This window comes from Enterococcus sp. 2201sp1_2201st1_C11_2201SCRN_220225 (assembly GCF_040925905.1).
GTDB classification, from domain to species: Bacteria; Bacillota; Bacilli; order Lactobacillales; family Enterococcaceae; genus Enterococcus_C; species Enterococcus_C asini_A.
The window spans coordinates 1-18,693 of the sequence record NZ_JBCOJC010000031.1 but is presented as its reverse complement, the minus strand read 5'-3'; the positions used below and the strand labels follow the sequence as shown (position 1 = coordinate 18,693).

Below are 18,693 nucleotides of genomic sequence, written 5' to 3'. Positions count from 1 at the left end.
TCAAGGTTAGTCACCGTTTGAAATTTTTAGAAATGAAAAGACGAGACTCTTCCTATGTTCCTTCATGAAAGAGTCTCGTCTTTTGCTTTCGTCTCACGTATAGTAATGTTCGGTTCGGAGGACTGGAATACGACTTTTGTCACAGCCCCTTTTGGTATCACTTTGCAAAATTTTTATTTTAAGGAATCCTCTGAGACTTGTTCCAAATAACTGGCCACAGCTGCAATGGTATCATCTAGTGCACCTGCTTCAAATGGTGAACGCAGGTGGGCGATTTCTAGCAGTTCCAAGAACGTTTTGGTTCCGCCAACTTGGCAAATGGCCAAATAGTCTGCCCAAGCATTTTCGTCGTGATCCACATGGAATCTTTTCCAAAACTGGAAGGCACAGACTTGAGCTAAGGTGTAGTCAATGTAATAGAACGGATCTTGGAAGATATGACTTTGACGGAACCAATACAAGCCACGGCTTAAGTTTTCATCTTCGGTGTAATCTCGTTCAGGGCAGTATTGGCTTTCCAGTTTGCGCCAACAATCTTTTCGCTGAGTGGGACTCCATTGGGGATGTTCATAAACTTCTTGTTGAAAGTGGTCCACTAAAACGCCATAAGGTAAAAATTCCAAGGCATCTGCCAAATGGGCAAACTTGTACTTTTGAGTTTGTTCTTTAAAGAAGGGCTCCATCCAAGGCCAAGCAATAAATTCCATGGACATGGAGTGAATTTCACAGGATTCAAAGTTTGGAAAGACGATTTCTGGCTCTTTAATCCAACGAGACTCGAAACACTGGAAGGCGTGACCGGCTTCATGGGTTAAAACATCTACATCCCCAGAAGTCCCATTAAAGTTTGCAAAGATAAAAGGAGACTCGTAGTCGGCAATATAAGTACAATAGCCTCCGGTTTGTTTGCCTGGTTTGCTTACCAAATCTAATAAATCATGGTCGATCATAAAATCAAAGAAGGCCCCTGTTTCATCTGACATCTCTCGGTACATTTGTTGGGCTACTGCAACCAATTCTTCTGGGGTACCTTGAGGCGTGGCATTGCCGCTAGGATAAACGAGACTTAAATCATAGCTTTGTAAATGTTCTAAACCGTTGCGTTTTGCTTGTCGCATGTAGAGGGCTTGAGTTTGTGGGACAACTTTTTCTAAAATTTCTTTACGGTAAGTTTCAATCATCAAGCGGTTGTAATCCCAGCGATTCATCTTGACATCAGCAAAGGCTACATAGTTTTTAAAGCCTAAACTTTGGGCGATTTTATGACGAACTTTGACCATTTCATCATAAATTTCATCGAATTCGGCTTCGTGTTTCACAAAAAAGCCGGTAACTGCTAGTTGGGCAGCCTTCCGAGTAGTACGGTCAGTGGACTGACTGAAAGGAGTCATTTGGGGAATTGTCCGCAACTCTCCTTCAAAATCAATTTGAGCAGAAGCCACTAACTTGCTGTAGGCGGAAGCTAGCTGATTTTCTTTTTGAAATAAGGAAATTAATTTTTCATCAAAGAGTTTTACCCGACTTTCCGCAAATAAAAAGAGAGTCTCAGGGTAGTTTTCTTTTAGCTGACTCAACGTAGGAGCATTGAGCAGGGCTTGATAAAACTGGAAGTCCAACGATTCAAAATGAGGCAAGTATTCATTCCACCAATTGTCTTCTGCTTCATAAAAGGCATCCCGGGTATCAATGGAGTAGCGAATACTAGCCAAATTCATAGCCGTATCAATTTGAGAACGGAGTTGATTTAGGTGATTCACTGCCGCTGTAGCTTCCGTAAAATCAGTGCTACTAGCTAATTGCTTGACCCAAGTTAAGTATTCTTTTTGATACGTATCAAAATCGGGACGCTTATAGGAATATTCTGAAAATTTCATTTAAAAAAATCCTCCTTTATCTAATTTCCTGTCGCTTATGGCTAATTTTTTTCCTATCAGGAAACTTTATTCAAATCATAGCATACAGCGAGGTATTTCGCAGTCTTTCTCTGGTTTTTCCACGGCAAATGAGTGTTTTTTCTAAGGAGATAGGGTAGAATAAGACAGTGAAGGAAAAAATGAATGAAGAAGAAATGAGGGAAACCGATGGCGGAATTTGTGACAGTTAGCCAAATGGTCCAAAAATTAAATTTAGAAGTCGTTTCAGGATCTCCTGAAGGCTTACAGCGGTCGATTACGATTGCCGATATATCTCGTCCCGGTCTGGAATTAACCGGCTATTTCAACTATTATTCCCATGATCGAATCCAACTTTTTGGTTCGAAGGAAATGACCTTTGCCCAACGGATGATTCCAGAAGAACGTTTGATGGTTTTACGGCGGATGTGTACACCAGATACTCCAGCTTTTGTAATTTCCCGTGGCTTAGATGTGCCTGAGGAAATGGTGGAAGCTTGTCAAGAACACGATGTTCCTGTCTTACGCTCTCCTATTGGCAGTTCTCGCTTATTAGGAGAAATGGCCAGTTATTTAGGCGGCTTTTTAGCACCGCGGACGAGTGTCCATGGGGTACTGGTAGATGTTTATGGCCTTGGAGTGTTGATTCAAGGAGATAGCGGCATTGGGAAAAGTGAAACTGCCTTGGAATTAATTAAGCGTGGTCACCGGTTAATCGCCGATGACCGAGTAGATGTTTACCAACAAGATGAATTAACTCTAGTAGGGGAGCCACCTGCAATTTTACAGCATTTAATTGAAATTCGGGGAATTGGGATTATCGATGTGATGAACCTCTTTGGTGCATCAGCCGTGCGAGGCAGTATGCAAGTTCAGCTTTCGGTCTACTTAGAAGCTTGGGCGAAAGACAAGAAATACGATCGCCTTGGAACGGCGGATACCACCATTGAAATCGCCGAAGTGGATGTGCCTCAAATTAAAATTCCTGTAAAAACTGGGCGAAATGTGGCGATTATTATTGAAGTGGCGGCTATGAACTTCCGCGCTAAAGCCATGGGCTATGATGCAACTAAAACCTTTGAAGAGCGCTTGACCCAATTAATCGCTCAGAATTCTGATGATTAGGAGGATGAAGATGGTAGGAATGATTGACCGAGTGGCATTTCGCCTCTTTGGCTTAGAAATTTATTGGTATGCCTTAATTATCGTCTCAGGAGTTATCATTGCCATGTGGCTAGCCTCACGAGAAGCAGTGCGAGTGGGATTAAAAGCCGATGATGTGACGGATTTTATGTTAGTAGGTTTACCGTTAGCTTTAATTGGCGCGCGCTTATACTACGTGCTCTTTGATTTAGAACCCTACTTACAAGATCCAATGCAGATCTTTAATGTTCGCTCAGGTGGTTTGGCCATTTATGGAGGTTTGATTGCGGCGATTATTTGGCTCTTTTTCTTTTGCCGTTACAAATTTATCAATATGTGGACGTTTTTGGATATTGCCGCACCCACAGTTATTTTAGCTCAGGGGATTGGCCGCTGGGGTAATTTTATGAATCATGAAGCCTATGGTCCGAAAACTAGCTTGGCGTTTTTAGAAAAGCTCCATTTACCAAATTTTATTATTGAAAATATGCACATCGACGGAGCTTATCGCCAACCGACTTTTTTGTATGAGTCCACTTGGAATGTTTTAGGTTTTATCATGCTAGTTATTTTGCGGAAACAAAAGCTTTTCAAACAAGGGGAAGTTTTTCTAGCTTATGTGGCTTGGTATAGCTTTGGTCGCTTTTGGATTGAAGGCTTACGAGAAGACAGTCTTTATATTGGAGGCATTCGGGTTTCCCAGTTATTGTCAGCACTTTTATTTGTGGGGGCCATTGGTTTGGCCATTTATCGTCGGAAACACAATCCCGCTTTACCCAATTATGATCGCAGCTTCGGCCCCAATGAAAAAATTCTTTGATCATGAGGTCTGCTAGCTTATCCTAGTAAGGAAAGCTTCCTAAAGGAGGAAAACAAGTGAAACAAACAATTGCAGTTTTAGGTCCTGGTTCTTGGGGGACCGCACTGGCCCAAGTTTTAGCTGAAAACGGCCATGATGTCCGTATCTGGGGCAATCTTCAAGCTCAAATCGATGAAATTAATACTTATCATACCAATCGTCATTATTTACCTGATACTAAAATTCCCGAAAGCATCACAGCTTTCACAGATTTAGCTGAAGCCATTGCTGATTGTGATGCGATTCTTTTTGTGGTTCCCACTAAAGCCATGCGCTCGGTGGCACAACAATTTGCCCAAACCGTGAAAAACAAACCGGTGATTATCCATGCTTCTAAAGGATTGGAGCAAGACAGTCATGAGCGAATATCAGAAGTCTTATTAGCGGAAATTCCAGCAAATCATCGACAAGCGGTGGCGGTGCTTTCAGGTCCTAGCCACGCTGAAGAAGTGATTCAACACGACATCACAACCATCACGGCAGCTAGTATTGACCCTGAGGCCGCGCGCTACGTGCAAGATTTGTTTATGAATGATTACTTTAGAATTTATACCAATGATGATGTTATCGGTGTGGAAACCGGTGCGGCTTTGAAAAACATCATTGCCATTGGTGCAGGGGCGATTCACGGCTTAGGTTTTGGAGATGATGCCAAAGCAGCAATTATGACCCGGGGCTTAGCGGAAATCAGCCGTCTCGGTGTTGCCATGGGAGCCAATCCTTTAACCTTTATCGGCTTAAGCGGTGTGGGGGATTTAATCGTCACTTGTACCAGTGTCCATTCTCGAAACTGGCGGGCGGGTAATCTTTTAGGCAAAGGTCACAAACTTGACGAAGTCTTGGATAATATGGGAATGATTGTCGAAGGAGTAGCCACCACTAAAGCAGCCATGGAACTTGCCCGCAAGCTACAAGTAGAAATGCCCATCACTCAAGCTATCTATGAAGTGCTTTATGAAGATAAAGATATTAAAGTAGCAGCCAAAGAAATCATGCTTCGGGATGCTCGGGAAGAAAATGAATTTTAAGTATCGTCAACAAATGGAGGGAAAAGTCATGAAAGTCAAAAAAGCGGTAATTCCAGCAGCAGGTTTAGGAACGAGATTTTTGCCGGCAACTAAAGCCATGGCCAAAGAAATGTTACCTATCGTAGACAAGCCAACGATTCAATTTATTGTAGAAGAAGCGTTGAAGTCTGGGATTGAAGACATACTAATCGTTACTGGGAAAGCCAAACGCCCCATTGAAGACCATTTCGATGCCAATATTGAACTTGAGACCAATTTGCGGGAAAAAGGCAAAACTGAATTATTGAAATTAGTGGAAGAAACTACCGATGTGAATTTGCATTTTATCCGTCAATCTCATCCTCGGGGCCTAGGCCATGCCGTCTTACAAGCCAAAGCTTTTGTGGGCAATGAACCTTTTGTGGTGATGCTGGGAGATGACTTAATGGAAGACGAAGTACCATTGACCAAGCAATTGATTAATGACTACGAAAAGACCCATGCTTCGACAATCGCAGTGATGAAAGTGCCCCATGAAGACACGTCTAAATATGGGATTATTGACCCGGAAGCAGAAGTTGAGCCTGGTTTGTTTAATGTCCGCAATTTCGTGGAAAAACCAAAACCAGAAAATGCACCCAGTGATTTAGCGATTATCGGTCGTTACCTTCTGACTCCAGAAATCTTTGAGATCTTAGAAACTCAAGCACCAGGAGCCGGCGATGAAATCCAACTAACAGATGCCATTGATACCTTAAATAAAACCCAACGCGTTTTTGCCCAAGAATTCACTGGCAAACGCTATGATGTGGGAGATAAATTTGGCTTTATGAAAACCAGCATTGAATACGGCTTGACGCATCCAGAGGTCAAAGATCAACTGCGCGCTTTTATTGAAGAGTTGGGCGAACAGCTAAAAGCTGAAGATGGTAAAAAAGCTTCAGCTAAAAAAACAACTACTGAAAAAGAATAACCATTATTACTTTAGAAGTCGGCATTAACCGGCTTCTTTTTAATAACCTCTAAAAGTAGTCTTTCGTTTGTGCTTCAAAACAGGAAATGATATGCTTATAATAGTGTAAGAATGGATGAGGAGGCGTAGTGTAGATGAGTGGAGGAGAGATTGCAGCCCTGATTGCAGCTGTGGCATTTGCCATTTTAGTTGTCTTTATTGTGCGATTATTATTACAAGTTTCTAAAACAGTGACCAAAGTGAATCAAACTGTGGAGGAGGCCAATACCACTATTCGAGTAGTAACAAAGGATGTGGATGTCTTATCCAGTGAGGTAGAAGGACTATTGGTTAAAACCAATACCTTGTTAAATGATGTGAATGGAAAGGTAGCAACCATCGATCCTTTATTCACCGCCGTGGCAGATTTAAGCGAAAGTGTTTCAGATTTGAATCGCTCTGGCAAACAGGCGATTTCAAAACTAGGCGCCGTGACCAAAACTACGGCTCAAGCAACCGTCGCCGGTAAAGTTGGCCAAACAGCAATGAAATTCTTTAAAGAACGAAACCAATAATGGAGGGATTATCATGAGTAAAACAAGTAGTTTCTTATTAGGAGCAGTGGTAGGTGCCAGTGCAGCAGCAGTAGCAGCAATTTTATTAGCTCCAGAATCTGGAAAAGAAATGCGGGAAAAACTAGCAGAAACCGCCGATGATTTATTGGATGCGGTCAGTGATTATGCCGATGTCTTGAAAGAAAAAAGCAGTGATTTAACAGAAGTTGCCAAAGAACAAGGGCATAAATTAAGTCAACAAGCCGGTGATTTAACCGAAAATCTTAAAGCAAAAACCAGCGATTCCGCAGAAGATTTGAAAGATTCTTCAGAAGAGCTACTGGCTAACTTGAAAAAGCAAACCGGCGATTTGACGGAACGCTTCAAAAAATCTGCTGATGAAGTCAAAGACCAAGGAGACGACTTGCTAGCGGATGTGGATGATGCTCAAGCAGATATTATCATTGAAGCAAAAGAAGCGGCTACTGAAATGAAATCAGAAGCAGAAAGTGCATTGGATGAAATTCAACCAGCTGCCGAAGACTTAGTCGACAAAGCCATTGAAAAAACTGATGATATCAAAGATCAAGCATCTGACTCTGCAGCAGAAGTCAAAGATGAACTAACCAAATAATTTTAAAGTAGTAAAATTGTAATAGGCAAAACAAACCGAGCCCCTTCCATAAAAACAAGGAAGGGGCTCGGTTTTTTCGTAGACTAAGAGATACAGCTTTTAGAAAAACGAATTTCTTCAGCCTTTTTAAGTTATTCTACTGTTTTGTTAGTCCAAAATCATTAATTCTTTTGAAGTCTTAGTAAATGGGACGCAACCATCATCGGTTACATAGACACAGTCTTCAATCCGCACGCCGACTTTTCCAGGGATATAAATACCTGGTTCTAAAGAGAAACACATGCCTTTTTCAATGACCAAATCATTACCTGCTACCAAAGATGGAAACTCATGAACTGTTGTACCAATGCCGTGGCCTAGGCGGTGGTTGAAGTATTCTCCATAGCCAGCTTCAGTGATAACATCGCGAGCGATGGCATCTAATTGAGCGGCGGTCACACCAGGACGGACCGCTTTTTGAGCAGTTTCTTGAGCCAATAAGGTTAAGTCATAGATTTCTTTTTGGAAAGCCGTGGGTTCCTTGTATGCCACAGTACGAGTAGCATCACTGCAATACCCTTTCCAAATTACCCCAAGGTCAAAGAGCACTAGTTCATTTTCTTTAATTTGATTGGTGCCAGGTACGCCATGGGGACTGGCCGCATTTTCACCAGCTAAAACAATGGTGTCAAAACTCATTTGAGCAACGCCTTGTTTTTTCAGTTGGTATTCGATTTCGGCTACGATTTCAGCTTCAGGAACACCAGCTTTAATGGCATTAAAGCCAATCCGAAAAGCTTCATCAGCCCAAGCACCAGCTTCTGTCATGGTTTTGATTTCGCTCTCGGTTTTGATTAACATCAATTGTTGCAAAGTAGAAGTGATGTCCATGGAAAAGTCACAACCACTAAACATAGATTGTAAAATTTCAAAACGATCTAGGGTTAACGCATTTTTTTCCAAGGCGATTTTTTTCGGTACTTGGTAACGGGAAACAATCGCTTCTTTAATCATTTGCCAAGGATTTTCGCTATCCAAATAGCCCAGCACATCATAAGTCCAACTGCTGTTTTGGGCATCTTCAATTTCCAAAGCAGGGGTGAACAAGAATGGATTCCCCACAGCTGGGATAAACAAAGCTAAAATCCGTTCATGGGGATCGCTGGAATACCCACTTAAATAAGCAATACGACCAGGATCAGCCACATAAGCTAAATCGGCTCCATTTTTTTGTAAAGTTTCTTGGAGTTCTGTAATCTTTGATTGATTCATAAAAACAGCCTCTTTTCTTTATAATAATACTAGTATAACACGTTCTCTTAAATACTTGAAAGAAACAGATAATTTTCATGAAAATCATAATAAAACGGTTGCATTTTAGGAAATAACATGCTATTCTAGCTAAGAAATGTAAAGCGCATTTTCTGAAAATGTAAAAATAGAGGAGTATCAATATGGATAAACAAACAATTACAATTTATGACGTGGCGCGGGAAGCAAACGTGTCCATGGCCACGGTTTCCCGGGTTGTCAATGGCAATCCCAATGTGAAACCGACTACTCGGAAAAAAGTGTTGGAAGTCATCGACCGCTTAGATTATCGCCCAAATGCAGTGGCGCGAGGATTAGCCAGCAAAAAGACCACTACTGTAGGTGTTATTATCCCTGATGTTAGCAATATGTTCTTTGCTTCATTGGCGCGAGGAATCGATGATGTAGCAACCATGTACAAATACAATATCATCTTAGCAAACTCAGATGGAGATAGCCAAAAAGAAGTTAATGTGTTGAATAATTTATTGGCTAAACAAGTAGATGGGGTAATCTTTATGGGACATCATATCACCGATGAAATCCGCGGCGAATTTTCTCGTTCTAAAACACCGGTGGTTTTAGCTGGTTCCATTGATCCAGATGAACAAGTGGGTTCTGTGAATATCGACTACACTGAAGCAACAAAAGATGCAGTGAATTTACTTGCAAAAAATGGTAATAAGAAAATTGCCTTTGTCAGTGGTGCGTTAATTGACCCAATCAATGGTCAGAACCGTTTGAAAGGCTATAAAGAAGCTTTGAAAGATAGCAATTTAGACTACAATGAAGGCTTAGTTTTTGAAGCAAAATACAGCTTTAAAGATGGTTTGTCACTAGTGGAACGAATCCAAAATAGTGGTGCGACAGCGGCTTTTGTTACGGACGATGAATTGGCAATTGGGTTATTAGATGGCTTAATTGATGCTGGTGTGAAAGTTCCAGAAGACTTTGAAATTATCACCAGCAACAACTCACTGTTGACAGATGTAGCTCGTCCTCGCTTGTCCTCTATTACCCAACCTTTGTACGACTTAGGTGCGGTATCCATGCGTTTGTTAACAAAAATGATGAACAAAGAAGATGTGGATGAAAAAACCATCGTCTTACCTTATGGCATTGATCAAAAAGGCTCAACAAAATAACGTAAATAAGTAAAGCCAAAGAAACCTCCTAGGAAATCATTTCCCAGGAGGTTTCTTTTTGACTAAATTAGAAAATCAATCATCATCTTCATCTTCAGAACTTGGTGTGGTGTCTTCTTTGTTGGAATTACTGTTACTTTTACTTGAGCTTGTGGTAGTACTAGTGCTACCGTAGATCTTGCTCCAGTAGTCTTTGTAATTCTCGTCAGTGCCACCGATACCAAATTTATAGGTGCTCTTACCTGGTTCGCCATTGGCCCACAGGGAAGTGGTGGTTTGCACAGGAACCGTTTGTTCTCTGCCATTGATTTGAATTTTTCCTGGTAATTCCCCAGTTTTAGTTGCAACTTCTACTTGTTTCACTCCATCGGCTAGTTCGAATTTTTGATCTAAGCCGAATATGTCTTGATTGGCTGCATAAACCTGATTAATCAGATAAGCCATGTAATTCCCGGTTCGAGTACCGGCTTCCTGATCATTTTCCACTTGGTTATTTTCAATCCCCGACCAGTTACTAATGGTGATGGAAGGAGTGGAGACCACTAGCCAAGAGTCTTTATAGCCATCAGAAGAACCAGTCTTACCTACCCAATCCCCTTGGCTTAAGTACCAATTCATATTGCTCATAGTGCTCATAAAGGAACTGGTTAAACCGGCATCTAAAATGTCCCGCATCAAATCGTTCATAATGGAAGCTGCTTGTGGAGAGTAGACTTGTACGGGTTTGGCTTCATGTTGGTAAATGGCATTACCTTCATTGTCAGTGATCGATTCAATAATATAGCCTTCTTGGTAAACTCCGCCATTGGCTAGTGTTTGGAAGCCATTGGTTTGTTGCAAGGTGGTTACATCCATTGGGCCAAGAGGAGCAGACTCTTCATACCAAGCGCTGTTTTCTGGAAAGTTCATCTTCGCCAGATAATTTTCATACCCGATCTTTTGCCCTTTTTCGGACATTAATTCCTGATACACATGATAAGCTGGAATATTGGAAGAAACATTTAAAGCATCTCGGACACTCTGGAAGGTTTTCGTTCCTTCATTAGTGGCATTGACGACTTTCTTTCCGGCATCATCACCGGTTTTCCAAGTAGTCGGATAGTCAGAAAGCAATGTTTCTGAGCCAATAATCCCTTGGTCAATGGCGGGGCCGTAAACCAATAAAGGCTTAATGGAGGAGCCAGCTGGTCGAGAAGTATCAAAAGCGTGGTTATTTTGATTGGAATTAAAATCTCGACTGCCGATAAAGCCTAAGATTTTCCCAGTGCTGTTTTCCATTAAAACATTGCCGACTTCCACGGTATCGCCAGCCGGCGTATCCAACAGGTAACCATACGTAGCCACTGCTTGTTGCATCGCATCATAAATGCCTTTGTCAATGGTAGATTTTACGGTATAACCACCAGAAATCAGTTCGTCTTCGGCTTTTTGTAAGTATTCTGCTTGCACGTCTTCATTTTGATAGTCTTTGTCGCTAACTTTAGCTTTAGCTGCTAATTGCTTGGCGACGATTTCTTTGGCTTCTCCTAAGACAGTGTAATACAAGAAGCCGTGGTCACTGTTGTCTTGGGCTTGTTGCGGCAAGAAATCCTTAGTTAAGTCATAAGCTTTGGCTTCTTCGTATTCCGCTTTTGTAATGGAGTGAGCCCGGTACATACTAAACAAGACGAAATCTTTTCGCTGCAGACCAGCAGTCAAATTTTCTTTAATTTGTCCCGTATTATCATAAGGACTATAAACGATCGGACTTTGAGGAAGCCCTGCGATATAAGCTGCTTGGGCTAAGTTGACTTCACTAGCATTTTTACCAAAGATTCCTTTGGCTGCTTCTTGCACCCCGGCAATATTTTGCCCCCGATTATTACGCCCAAAAGGAGAAACGTTTAAATACATGGTGACAATCTCATCTTTAGAGAAGAATTTTTCGACTTCCATAGACAGTAAGATTTCATTGGCTTTTCGTTTAAAGGTAGTTTCATTGGTTAAAACTTGTTGCTTGACCAGCTGCTGAGTCAAAGTAGAACCACCACCACCGCCAAAACCTGTTGCTTCAGAAAGTAAGGCCCGAACGACGGCTTTGGGAACCACGCCGTTGTGTTCATAGAAGTATTCATCTTCGGTGGAAATAATCGCTTTTTTCAAGAGATCCGATATATCCTTTGAATCTACTGCCGTACGCATTAAATCAGACCGGATGGTAGCGATATTGCTATCGTCGGCATAGACGAGCTTCGAGGTCTCCGAATAGTTGCCTAAGGTCTTTTGCAAATCCGCTTTGGTCGGTGTTTTTGTATCTTCCACTAGATAAGCGAAGTAGCCTACGCCAATTCCTGCGGCCAGTGCACCACCGATAATTAGAAAAGAAACACCTACCAGTAAAAGGGAATGGAGGACTCTTAGAACAACGTTAAAAGAAAAAATCCCACTTTTCGCTGTAGGCTTTCCGGTTTGTTTGTGTTTACGTTTTTGGGGCACGTTTTTCACCTCATCATTAGAATGGAAACAATCACGTGTTATTATAGCAAAATTCCTTAGAAATGGGTAGAAATCCCTAGTTTCTTTCTGAAAACGTGAGAAAACCGTAAACATTTGGCGAGCTAAGGCTTTTATTTGAGAGCCATTTCAGTTAATATGGGGGAGAACGAATTTATATAGGAGGTAATACCATGGGTTCTGCATTTTTTGAAGAACTAAAAGCACGGGGTCTAGTCCACCAAGTGACGGATGAGACAGCACTAGAAAAACAATTAAACGAAGAGTCTGTGAAGTTGTATATTGGCTTTGACCCAACGGCAGACAGTCTTCATATTGGCCATTTATTACCGATCTTGATGTTGCGCCGTTTCCAACAAAACGGTCATGTACCCATTGCCTTAGTGGGTGGTGGTACCGGGATGATTGGGGATCCTTCCTTTAAAGATCAAGAACGGCAATTAAATACTTTGGATACGGTGAAAGACTGGTCTGAAAGTATTAAAAACCAACTTTCTCGCTTTATTGATTTTGACGACGACACCAATCCTGCTATTTTGGCTAATAACTACGATTGGCTAGGGGAATTGAAATTAATTGATTTCTTACGAGATGTGGGCAAAAACTTTACCATTAATTACATGATGAGCAAAGAAAGCGTCAAACGTCGGATTGAATCCGGGATTTCATACACAGAATTTGCTTATCAGTTGTTACAAGCTTACGACTTTTTGAATTTATACGAAAAAGAAGGTTGTCTGTTGCAATTGGGTGGTTCTGACCAATGGGGGAATATCACTTCTGGAATCGAACTATTGCGCCGGGAAAAAGAAGTCCAAGGCTTTGGTTTGACCATGCCACTAATCACCAAAGCAGATGGTACAAAATTTGGTAAAACAGAAGGTAATGCGGTTTGGTTAGATCCAGAAAAAACCACTCCTTATGAATTTTACCAATTCTGGATTAACACCGATGACCGGGATGCGGTGAAATTCTTGAAATACTTCACATTCTTGAGTCTGGAAGAAATTGCGGAAATTGAAAAAGAATTTACGGCAGCTCCAGAAGGTCGCCAAGCACAAAAAGCCTTAGCTAAAGAAGTGACGACTTTGGTTCATGGCAAAGAAGCCTACGAACAAGCGGTGCATATTTCTCAAGCTTTATTCAGTGGGGATATTAAAGACCTTTCCGCTTCTGAAGTGGAACAAGGCTTTAAAGGAGTGCCAAGCTATAGCGTTCAAGAAGCAGATGATTTGAACTTAGTGGAAATTTTAGTTACCTCAGGCATTGAAGCTTCTAAACGTCAAGCCAGAGAAGATATCCAAAACGGCGCTATTTCTGTCAATGGCCAGCGTCGTCAAGAATTGTCCGATTCCATTGAAGAAGCAGACAAACTAGACGGTCGTTACACTGTCATTCGTCGTGGCAAGAAGAAATACTTCTTATTAGTGTTTTAAGCTTAAATTTTAATTTCTCATAACGTGGAAACTACGAGGTCACCGTTTTGGTGGCCTCGTTTTTGACATTCTGGTGAAAGTGGAGAATAATAGTTAGGATAGGCGACATTGTTCCTATCAAAATGCACAGTGATAGGAGACGAAGATGTGGGTCAAATAATAATTAATGGGGTTGCCTTGTTTGTTAGTATCGTTTTGGGGTATTTATTAAAGCGCATCGGCTTATTGGGAAAAGCAGATGGCACCTCTCTTTCGGTGATCATTTTAAATTTAACTTTGCCGGCGGTGATTATCGTGAATTTAGCAGATTTACCGATTGAAGGCTATTATTTATGGTTAATTCCCATTGCAATTATGTTAACTTTTTTGCAAATCTTTGGAGGCAAATTTTTCAGTCGCAAAGAAGACAGTGGCATTCAAGCGTTTTTCATGTATGGTGTTTCTGGTTATAATGTGGGAAATTTTACATTGCCTTTTTTGCAAAGCTTTTTTGCCGCTGGGATTCCGGCCCTTTCTTTATTTGATGTGGGCAACAGCATTATGTTGGCTGGGGGCACCTCCATTACCGTGGATAAATTATCTGGTAAAGCCGATAAAGTTCCTCTTACTCAAGTTATTAAGCGGTTATTTAAGAATCCCGCTTTTACCACTTATTTGGTGATGTTGACCTTGCGCTTATTGCACATTTCATTGCCTGAAGCAGTCATTACCGTAGTCAATCCAATCGCAGCGAGTAATGCCTTTTTATCCATGGTGATGATTGGTTTATATTTAGAACTGCGCTTGCCAAGAAAAGCTCTAGGTGTAGTCGGTCGCAGTCTGTTATTGCGTTATGGTATGGGAATTGTGCTGGCGGGAATTCTTTATTTTTTACCCATTCCCCATGTAATGAAAGTTGTTATGGCCTTGGCGGTTGTTTCGCCGATGCCGATTTTTAATACGATTAACGCCGTTTTAAATGGTGCCAAAGAAGAAACGGTGGGCTTTTTTTCTTCCATGAGTTTTCTGATTAGTTTACCGATTATGATGGGCGTTATTTTAGTATTTGGGATTTAAAGCAGACTAAGAAAAAGACAGGAGGCGTTTTGTTTGTTAATCGGTTCTCACGTATCCATGAGTGGAAAAAAAATGTTGTTAGGAGCAGCAGAAGAAGCTGCAAGTTATGGTGCTAGTACGTTTATGATTTATACTGGGGCACCCCAAAATACCCGACGAAAACCTATTGAAGAGTTAAATATTGAAGCGGGTTCTGCTTTTATGAAAGAAGCCGGGCTGGGGCATATTGTCGTTCATGCACCTTATATTATTAATTTAGGTAATACGATTAAGCCGGAGAATTTCGGTTTTGCGGTAAACTTTTTAAAAGAAGAAATCCGCCGAGCCCAAGCTCTTGGTGCAACGCAAATCACTTTACATCCGGGAGCTCATGTGGGGGCAGGAGTAGATGCAGGTTTACAGCAAATTATTAAAGGGTTAAATGAAGTTTTAGAAGCTGACCAAATTCCCCAAATCGCATTGGAAACCATGGCAGGCAAAGGAACGGAATTAGGCCGCACCTTTGAAGAGTTGGCAGTCATTATCAATGGAGTCACATTAAATGATAAACTTTCTGTAACATTGGATACTTGCCACACCCATGATGGGGGCTATAATATTAAAGAAGACTTTGATGGTGTTTTAAATGAGTTTGATCACATCATCGGATTAGACCGGTTGAAAGTGGTTCACGTGAATGATTCGAAAAATCCTCAAGGAGCTCACAAAGACCGTCACGCAAATATTGGCTTTGGTGAAATTGGCTTTGACGCTTTGAATTATGTGGTTCATCATCCTCAACTGCAAAATCTACCAAAAATTTTAGAAACCCCTTATGTAGGGGAAGATAAGAAGAATAAGCGGGCACCATACGGCTTTGAAATTGCTATGCTAAAGAGTCAAACCTTTGATCCAGACTTGTTGAATAAAATTATGGCGTAATAAAAGACCTGTTTGCAATACCGAATTTTGGGATTGCAAACAGGTCTTTTTCAAATTTTACATGCTCAATACATTGAAACCAAAGTATGATCCTTTTAACTAACCCATTCAATAAGGCTTGGCACACTTCCAAAAAAACGCTGTATCTCCACTTGGGCTGCTTCCGGACTATCAGAAGCGTGGATGATGTTTTCTGATTTATTGACGGCAAAGTCTCCTCGAATCGTCCCGGGAGCAGCCTTTGCTCCGTCAGTAGGGCCTACCATGTTACGCACTAATTGGATAATATTTTCTCCTTCTAAAACTAAATAAACCACTGGTCCAGATGTCATATAGTCCAAAATTTCTTGGAAGAAAGCTCGCTCTTTCAGATGAGCGTAGTGTTCTCGTGCAACGTCTTCTGTCATATTGTCTAAACGCATGTGGCTAATTTTTAGACGGCGATCCTCAAAACGTTGTAGGATGCGACCAATCAATTGATGTTTGACGCCATCTGGTTTAATAATCACTAAAGTTTGTTCCATCATGCTAAAGCCCCCCTTTATTCATATTATTAGCTTACCATGAACAGCTTATAATTGAAAACGGATACAGAGAGCTTTTAAGGATTTCATTTTCTTTCTTGAAAAATATTTTCTGAAAGTTTGTTGACAGTATCTCTGTATAAGTGTATTATCCAACTCATACACGAGGCGGAGTGAAAGGAGGGAGTCAAGTGGAGTTTTCCAATGAACGACCCATTTATTTACAAATCATGGATTTGATCATTCAACAAATTCTTTCAAAACAACTGCTGCCGGGAGAAAAAGTGCCGGCAGTGAGGAGTTTAGCATTGTCCTTAGAGACTAATCCCAATACGGTGCAACGAGCTTTACAAGAATTGGAACGAGAGACAATTCTCTATACTCAGCGGGGCAAAGGTCGCTTTGTTACGGAAGATCAAACATTGCTTTCCCGTCTAGCCGCCAAGCAACGGCAGGAAATCATTGAAGACTATTTAAAAAAAATGACTGAAATTGGGATTGAACCATCGGAGGCTTTACTCCAATTACAGGCCTATTTAAAGGAGGGACAATTATGAGTCTAGTGAAAGTAAACCAAGTCTCTTACACAAAAGGACGCAAGCAAATTGTTAAGGATTTAAATTTTCAATTGGAATCCGGCAAAATTGTAGCGCTACTAGGAGAAAATGGCTCTGGTAAGACAACTATTATCCGTTTATTAGCTGGCTTAGCCCTTCGTTGGCAAGGAGAAATAACGCTGGGTAATCAAAAGGTAGGCACGGCTACAAAAGGATTTACGGCCTTACTCGCTGATTTAGGCGATTTTCCCAGCGATTTTTCGGTTCAGCAAGTTTTGGATTTTTACGAAACCATGTATGGAGATTTTGATTTGGGTAAGGCGCAGCAACTTTTAACTTTTATGGAATTAGAAAATGAAGATCGGTTAAAAAATCTTTCTCGGGGAAATCGGGAAAAATTAGCTTTAGTGGTGACTTTGAGTCGTAAAGCGCAAATTTATCTATTAGATGAACCTTTAAGTGGCATTGATTTATTGTCCCGTGAAAAAATTATCCAGTCTTTAGTGCGCTGGTTTGATGAAGACAGCCTAGTTTTGATCACCACCCATCAACTTTCAGAAATTGAAAATATTGTGGATGAAGTCTTGATTTTAAAAGACAAAACCATTGCTTTACAAGCTGATTTGGAGACGATTCGGGAAGAAGAGGGCATTGGCTTAGAAGAGCTTTACCGTCAAACTATGTTGGAAACAAGGAGGGACAGTCATGGGCTTTATTAAATTATTCCGCCAGTTTGCCAAAGAACACTTGCGCCAGTACTTTATTGGTTGTTTGCTTATCTTATTGGCACAAGTCGGCTTAGTCGTCATGATGCGAGAAGGTTTCGGTGGGGTAAAAGAAGCAATTGCGGTGGATCCCGAGCTGTTACAAGTAATCTTTATCCTTTGTTTAATCGTCTTTGTGGTGATTGAAAATCTAGGCATCATCAAAAATTGGACAAATCCTCGCTATCGCATGTTGCCAATTTCTGCAAGTCAGTTTTATTTTGGGAATGTTCTCTTTGCTATTGTTAATCAGTTGTTATTCTTTGGCTTTTTAGTTGCCAGCTGGTTTATCTGGGCAACTTTATTCTTGCCGATGTTTACTTGGCCTAATTTTTTTAGCTTAGGAGAATTTATGATTGAAATGGCGGCTTTTTCTTGTAGCACCACTGTTTTGTGGCAAGGAGCAGTTTTGATCATGCTCAGTATTACCCAACAGTTCTTTACTAAATTACGACCTGTAGTAGGGATTATTTGTTTTATTGGGATTGGGAGTGTGGATTCTTTCTTTACGAATATTGGACGACGCATTGGTGGACCGTTGCCGACTAGTAGCACGCAGCAATGGCGGCTGTGGTATACGCCCTTTGAAGTAGTAGCAGCACTACTTTCCATGGGAGTTTTCATCGCCCTCAGTATTTATCTCTTGCAACACTATACAGAAGCAGAAAGTAGGAAAAATCATGTCTGAAGAAAATGTGCTAGAACTTTCTAATATTTGGAAACGAATCGGCAAAAAAATGATTATTAAAAATGTGGCTTTTTCCGTGGGCAAAGGACAAGTAGTAGGCCTTTTAGGTCCTAATGGTGCCGGCAAAACCACGTTGATTCGAGTAATTGTGGCATTGATGCAACTGGATCAAGGAAACATTATGATCAATGGTGAATCTTTGACGAAAAATTACAAAGAAGCCATTCAACACGTAGGCGCAATTGTAGAAAACCCCGAATTTTACAATTACATGACCGGCTACGATAACTTAATGCAGTATGCTCGCATGGCAAAAAAAGAAATTTCTGCAGCTCAAATTCAAAAAGTGGTGAAAGCTGTCCATCTAGAAGAACACATTAATCAAAAAGTGAAGGCTTATTCACTTGGGATGCGCCAGCGCTTAGGAGTCGCCCAAGCCTTGCTTCACCAACCAGCTCTCTTAGTCTTAGATGAGCCGATGAATGGTTTGGATCCGAAAGGGATGCGGGAATTTCGAGAGATGATTTTAGGCTTGCGAGATGAAGGCATTGGGGTGTTGATTTCCAGTCATCAACTAAGTGATATTGAGTTAATTGCCGATCGGTTGGTCATTATTCAAAAAGGTGAGGTTACTCATCGTGTGTCCATGGATGAAATTCATCATGGACAAGGACAATCGGTGGTGATTGAGACGACTGACAATCACAAGGCCCTAGAACTTTTACAACGAGCTGGCTTTGAACAAGTTCAAGAAGAAAAATGTCATTTAATCATTACC

At 41.1% G+C, this 18,693-nt stretch carries 18 protein-coding genes; 14 read left to right on the top strand and 4 right to left on the bottom strand.

What is annotated here, in order from left to right; genetic code table 11:
- Positions 1-173 precede the first annotated feature (173 nt).
- A complete protein-coding gene (locus AB5754_RS09170) occupies positions 174-1,874 on the bottom strand; it encodes a M3 family oligoendopeptidase (RefSeq protein WP_368250825.1) in 1,701 nt (566 codons plus the stop codon).
- Positions 1,875-2,081: 207 nt separating this feature from the next.
- Here AB5754_RS09170 and hprK point away from each other — a divergent pair, with 207 nt between their 5' ends.
- From hprK to AB5754_RS09140, 6 genes are all read left to right on the top strand, one after another.
- The gene (gene hprK / locus AB5754_RS09165; protein WP_368250824.1) at positions 2,082-3,017 is read left to right on the top strand and encodes an HPr(Ser) kinase/phosphatase; all 936 of its coding nucleotides are present in this window, start codon (positions 2,082-2,084) and stop codon (positions 3,015-3,017) included.
- 10 nt (positions 3,018-3,027) lie between these two features.
- On the top strand, positions 3,028-3,855 hold the full coding sequence (lgt, locus tag AB5754_RS09160; RefSeq protein ID WP_368250822.1) for a prolipoprotein diacylglyceryl transferase: 828 nt from the start codon (positions 3,028-3,030) through the stop codon (positions 3,853-3,855).
- 56 nt (positions 3,856-3,911) lie between these two features.
- A complete protein-coding gene (locus AB5754_RS09155) occupies positions 3,912-4,922 on the top strand; it encodes an NAD(P)H-dependent glycerol-3-phosphate dehydrogenase (protein ID WP_311833171.1) in 1,011 nt (336 codons plus the stop codon).
- Between the two features lie 28 nt (positions 4,923-4,950).
- On the top strand, positions 4,951-5,874 hold the full coding sequence (gene galU, locus AB5754_RS09150) for a UTP--glucose-1-phosphate uridylyltransferase GalU (protein WP_368250821.1): 924 nt from the start codon (positions 4,951-4,953) through the stop codon (positions 5,872-5,874).
- A 134-nt stretch (positions 5,875-6,008) separates the two neighbouring features.
- A complete protein-coding gene (locus AB5754_RS09145) occupies positions 6,009-6,428 on the top strand; it encodes a DUF948 domain-containing protein (RefSeq protein ID WP_311833173.1) in 420 nt (139 codons plus the stop codon).
- Between the two features lie 13 nt (positions 6,429-6,441).
- On the top strand, positions 6,442-7,041 hold the full coding sequence (locus AB5754_RS09140; protein ID WP_368250820.1) for a YtxH domain-containing protein: 600 nt from the start codon (positions 6,442-6,444) through the stop codon (positions 7,039-7,041).
- Positions 7,042-7,188: 147 nt separating this feature from the next.
- Here AB5754_RS09140 and AB5754_RS09135 read toward each other — a convergent pair whose 3' ends face one another.
- Positions 7,189-8,292: an aminopeptidase P family protein gene (locus AB5754_RS09135; RefSeq protein WP_368250818.1), complete on the bottom strand. Its 1,104-nt coding sequence runs from the start codon at positions 8,290-8,292 to the stop codon at positions 7,189-7,191.
- Positions 8,293-8,474: 182 nt separating this feature from the next.
- Here AB5754_RS09135 and ccpA point away from each other — a divergent pair, with 182 nt between their 5' ends.
- Positions 8,475-9,476 carry a catabolite control protein A gene (gene ccpA / locus AB5754_RS09130; protein ID WP_311833176.1) on the top strand — a complete coding sequence of 334 codons (1,002 nt, stop codon included), beginning with the start codon at positions 8,475-8,477 and terminating at the stop codon, positions 9,474-9,476.
- Positions 9,477-9,551: 75 nt separating this feature from the next.
- Here the strand turns inward: ccpA and AB5754_RS09125 are convergent, their stop codons facing one another.
- Positions 9,552-11,951, bottom strand: a complete 2,400-nt coding sequence (locus tag AB5754_RS09125) for a transglycosylase domain-containing protein (protein WP_368250816.1) — start codon at positions 11,949-11,951, stop codon at positions 9,552-9,554.
- 191 nt (positions 11,952-12,142) lie between these two features.
- Here AB5754_RS09125 and tyrS point away from each other — a divergent pair, with 191 nt between their 5' ends.
- The 3 genes from tyrS (at position 12,143) to AB5754_RS09110 (ending at position 15,382) form a co-directional block, all read left to right on the top strand.
- Positions 12,143-13,405, top strand: a complete 1,263-nt coding sequence (gene tyrS / locus AB5754_RS09120; protein ID WP_311833178.1) for a tyrosine--tRNA ligase — start codon at positions 12,143-12,145, stop codon at positions 13,403-13,405.
- A 147-nt stretch (positions 13,406-13,552) separates the two neighbouring features.
- The gene (locus AB5754_RS09115; RefSeq protein WP_368250814.1) at positions 13,553-14,461 is read left to right on the top strand and encodes an AEC family transporter; all 909 of its coding nucleotides are present in this window, start codon (positions 13,553-13,555) and stop codon (positions 14,459-14,461) included.
- Positions 14,462-14,494: 33 nt separating this feature from the next.
- The gene (locus AB5754_RS09110; protein WP_368250813.1) at positions 14,495-15,382 is read left to right on the top strand and encodes a deoxyribonuclease IV; all 888 of its coding nucleotides are present in this window, start codon (positions 14,495-14,497) and stop codon (positions 15,380-15,382) included.
- A 95-nt stretch (positions 15,383-15,477) separates the two neighbouring features.
- Here AB5754_RS09110 and ndk read toward each other — a convergent pair whose 3' ends face one another.
- On the bottom strand, positions 15,478-15,906 hold the full coding sequence (ndk, locus tag AB5754_RS09105; protein ID WP_368250894.1) for a nucleoside-diphosphate kinase: 429 nt from the start codon (positions 15,904-15,906) through the stop codon (positions 15,478-15,480).
- Between the two features lie 191 nt (positions 15,907-16,097).
- On the opposite strand from ndk, the gene AB5754_RS09100 reads away from it, so the two are divergent.
- The 4 genes from AB5754_RS09100 to AB5754_RS09085 form a co-directional block, all read left to right on the top strand.
- Positions 16,098-16,463: a GntR family transcriptional regulator gene (locus AB5754_RS09100; RefSeq protein WP_311833181.1), complete on the top strand. Its 366-nt coding sequence runs from the start codon at positions 16,098-16,100 to the stop codon at positions 16,461-16,463.
- Positions 16,460-17,182 (top strand): ATP-binding cassette domain-containing protein, encoded by a 723-nt coding sequence (locus AB5754_RS09095; RefSeq protein ID WP_368250812.1) that lies wholly within the window; start codon positions 16,460-16,462, stop codon positions 17,180-17,182. Before AB5754_RS09100 ends, AB5754_RS09095 begins: the two co-directional genes overlap by 4 nt.
- On the top strand, positions 17,169-17,915 hold the full coding sequence (locus AB5754_RS09090) for a hypothetical protein (RefSeq protein WP_368250811.1): 747 nt from the start codon (positions 17,169-17,171) through the stop codon (positions 17,913-17,915). The genes AB5754_RS09095 and AB5754_RS09090 overlap by 14 nt, the downstream gene beginning before the upstream one ends.
- Positions 17,908-18,693 (top strand): ABC transporter ATP-binding protein (locus tag AB5754_RS09085; RefSeq protein ID WP_368259556.1); only part of this gene is annotated, 786 nt, incomplete at its 3' end. The genes AB5754_RS09090 and AB5754_RS09085, both read left to right, overlap by 8 nt.

Bases quoted from the DNA above. Each gene is read 5' to 3' on its own strand.
- AB5754_RS09145 (WP_311833173.1), top strand. From the start codon at position 6,009: ATGAGTGGAGGAGAGATTGCAGCCCTGATTGCAGCTGTGGCATTTGCC.
- AB5754_RS09140 (WP_368250820.1), top strand. From the start codon at position 6,442: ATGAGTAAAACAAGTAGTTTCTTATTAGGAGCAGTGGTAGGTGCCAGT.
- ndk (WP_368250894.1), bottom strand. From the start codon at position 15,906: ATGGAACAAACTTTAGTGATTATTAAACCAGATGGCGTCAAACATCAA.
- AB5754_RS09170 (WP_368250825.1), bottom strand. From the start codon at position 1,874: ATGAAATTTTCAGAATATTCCTATAAGCGTCCCGATTTTGATACGTAT.
- lgt (WP_368250822.1), top strand. From the start codon at position 3,028: ATGGTAGGAATGATTGACCGAGTGGCATTTCGCCTCTTTGGCTTAGAA.
- hprK (WP_368250824.1), top strand. From the start codon at position 2,082: ATGGCGGAATTTGTGACAGTTAGCCAAATGGTCCAAAAATTAAATTTA.
- AB5754_RS09090 (WP_368250811.1), top strand. From the start codon at position 17,169: ATGGGCTTTATTAAATTATTCCGCCAGTTTGCCAAAGAACACTTGCGC.
- AB5754_RS09135 (WP_368250818.1), bottom strand. From the start codon at position 8,292: ATGAATCAATCAAAGATTACAGAACTCCAAGAAACTTTACAAAAAAAT.
- galU (WP_368250821.1), top strand. From the start codon at position 4,951: ATGAAAGTCAAAAAAGCGGTAATTCCAGCAGCAGGTTTAGGAACGAGA.
- ccpA (WP_311833176.1), top strand. From the start codon at position 8,475: ATGGATAAACAAACAATTACAATTTATGACGTGGCGCGGGAAGCAAAC.
- tyrS (WP_311833178.1), top strand. From the start codon at position 12,143: ATGGGTTCTGCATTTTTTGAAGAACTAAAAGCACGGGGTCTAGTCCAC.
- AB5754_RS09095 (WP_368250812.1), top strand. From the start codon at position 16,460: ATGAGTCTAGTGAAAGTAAACCAAGTCTCTTACACAAAAGGACGCAAG.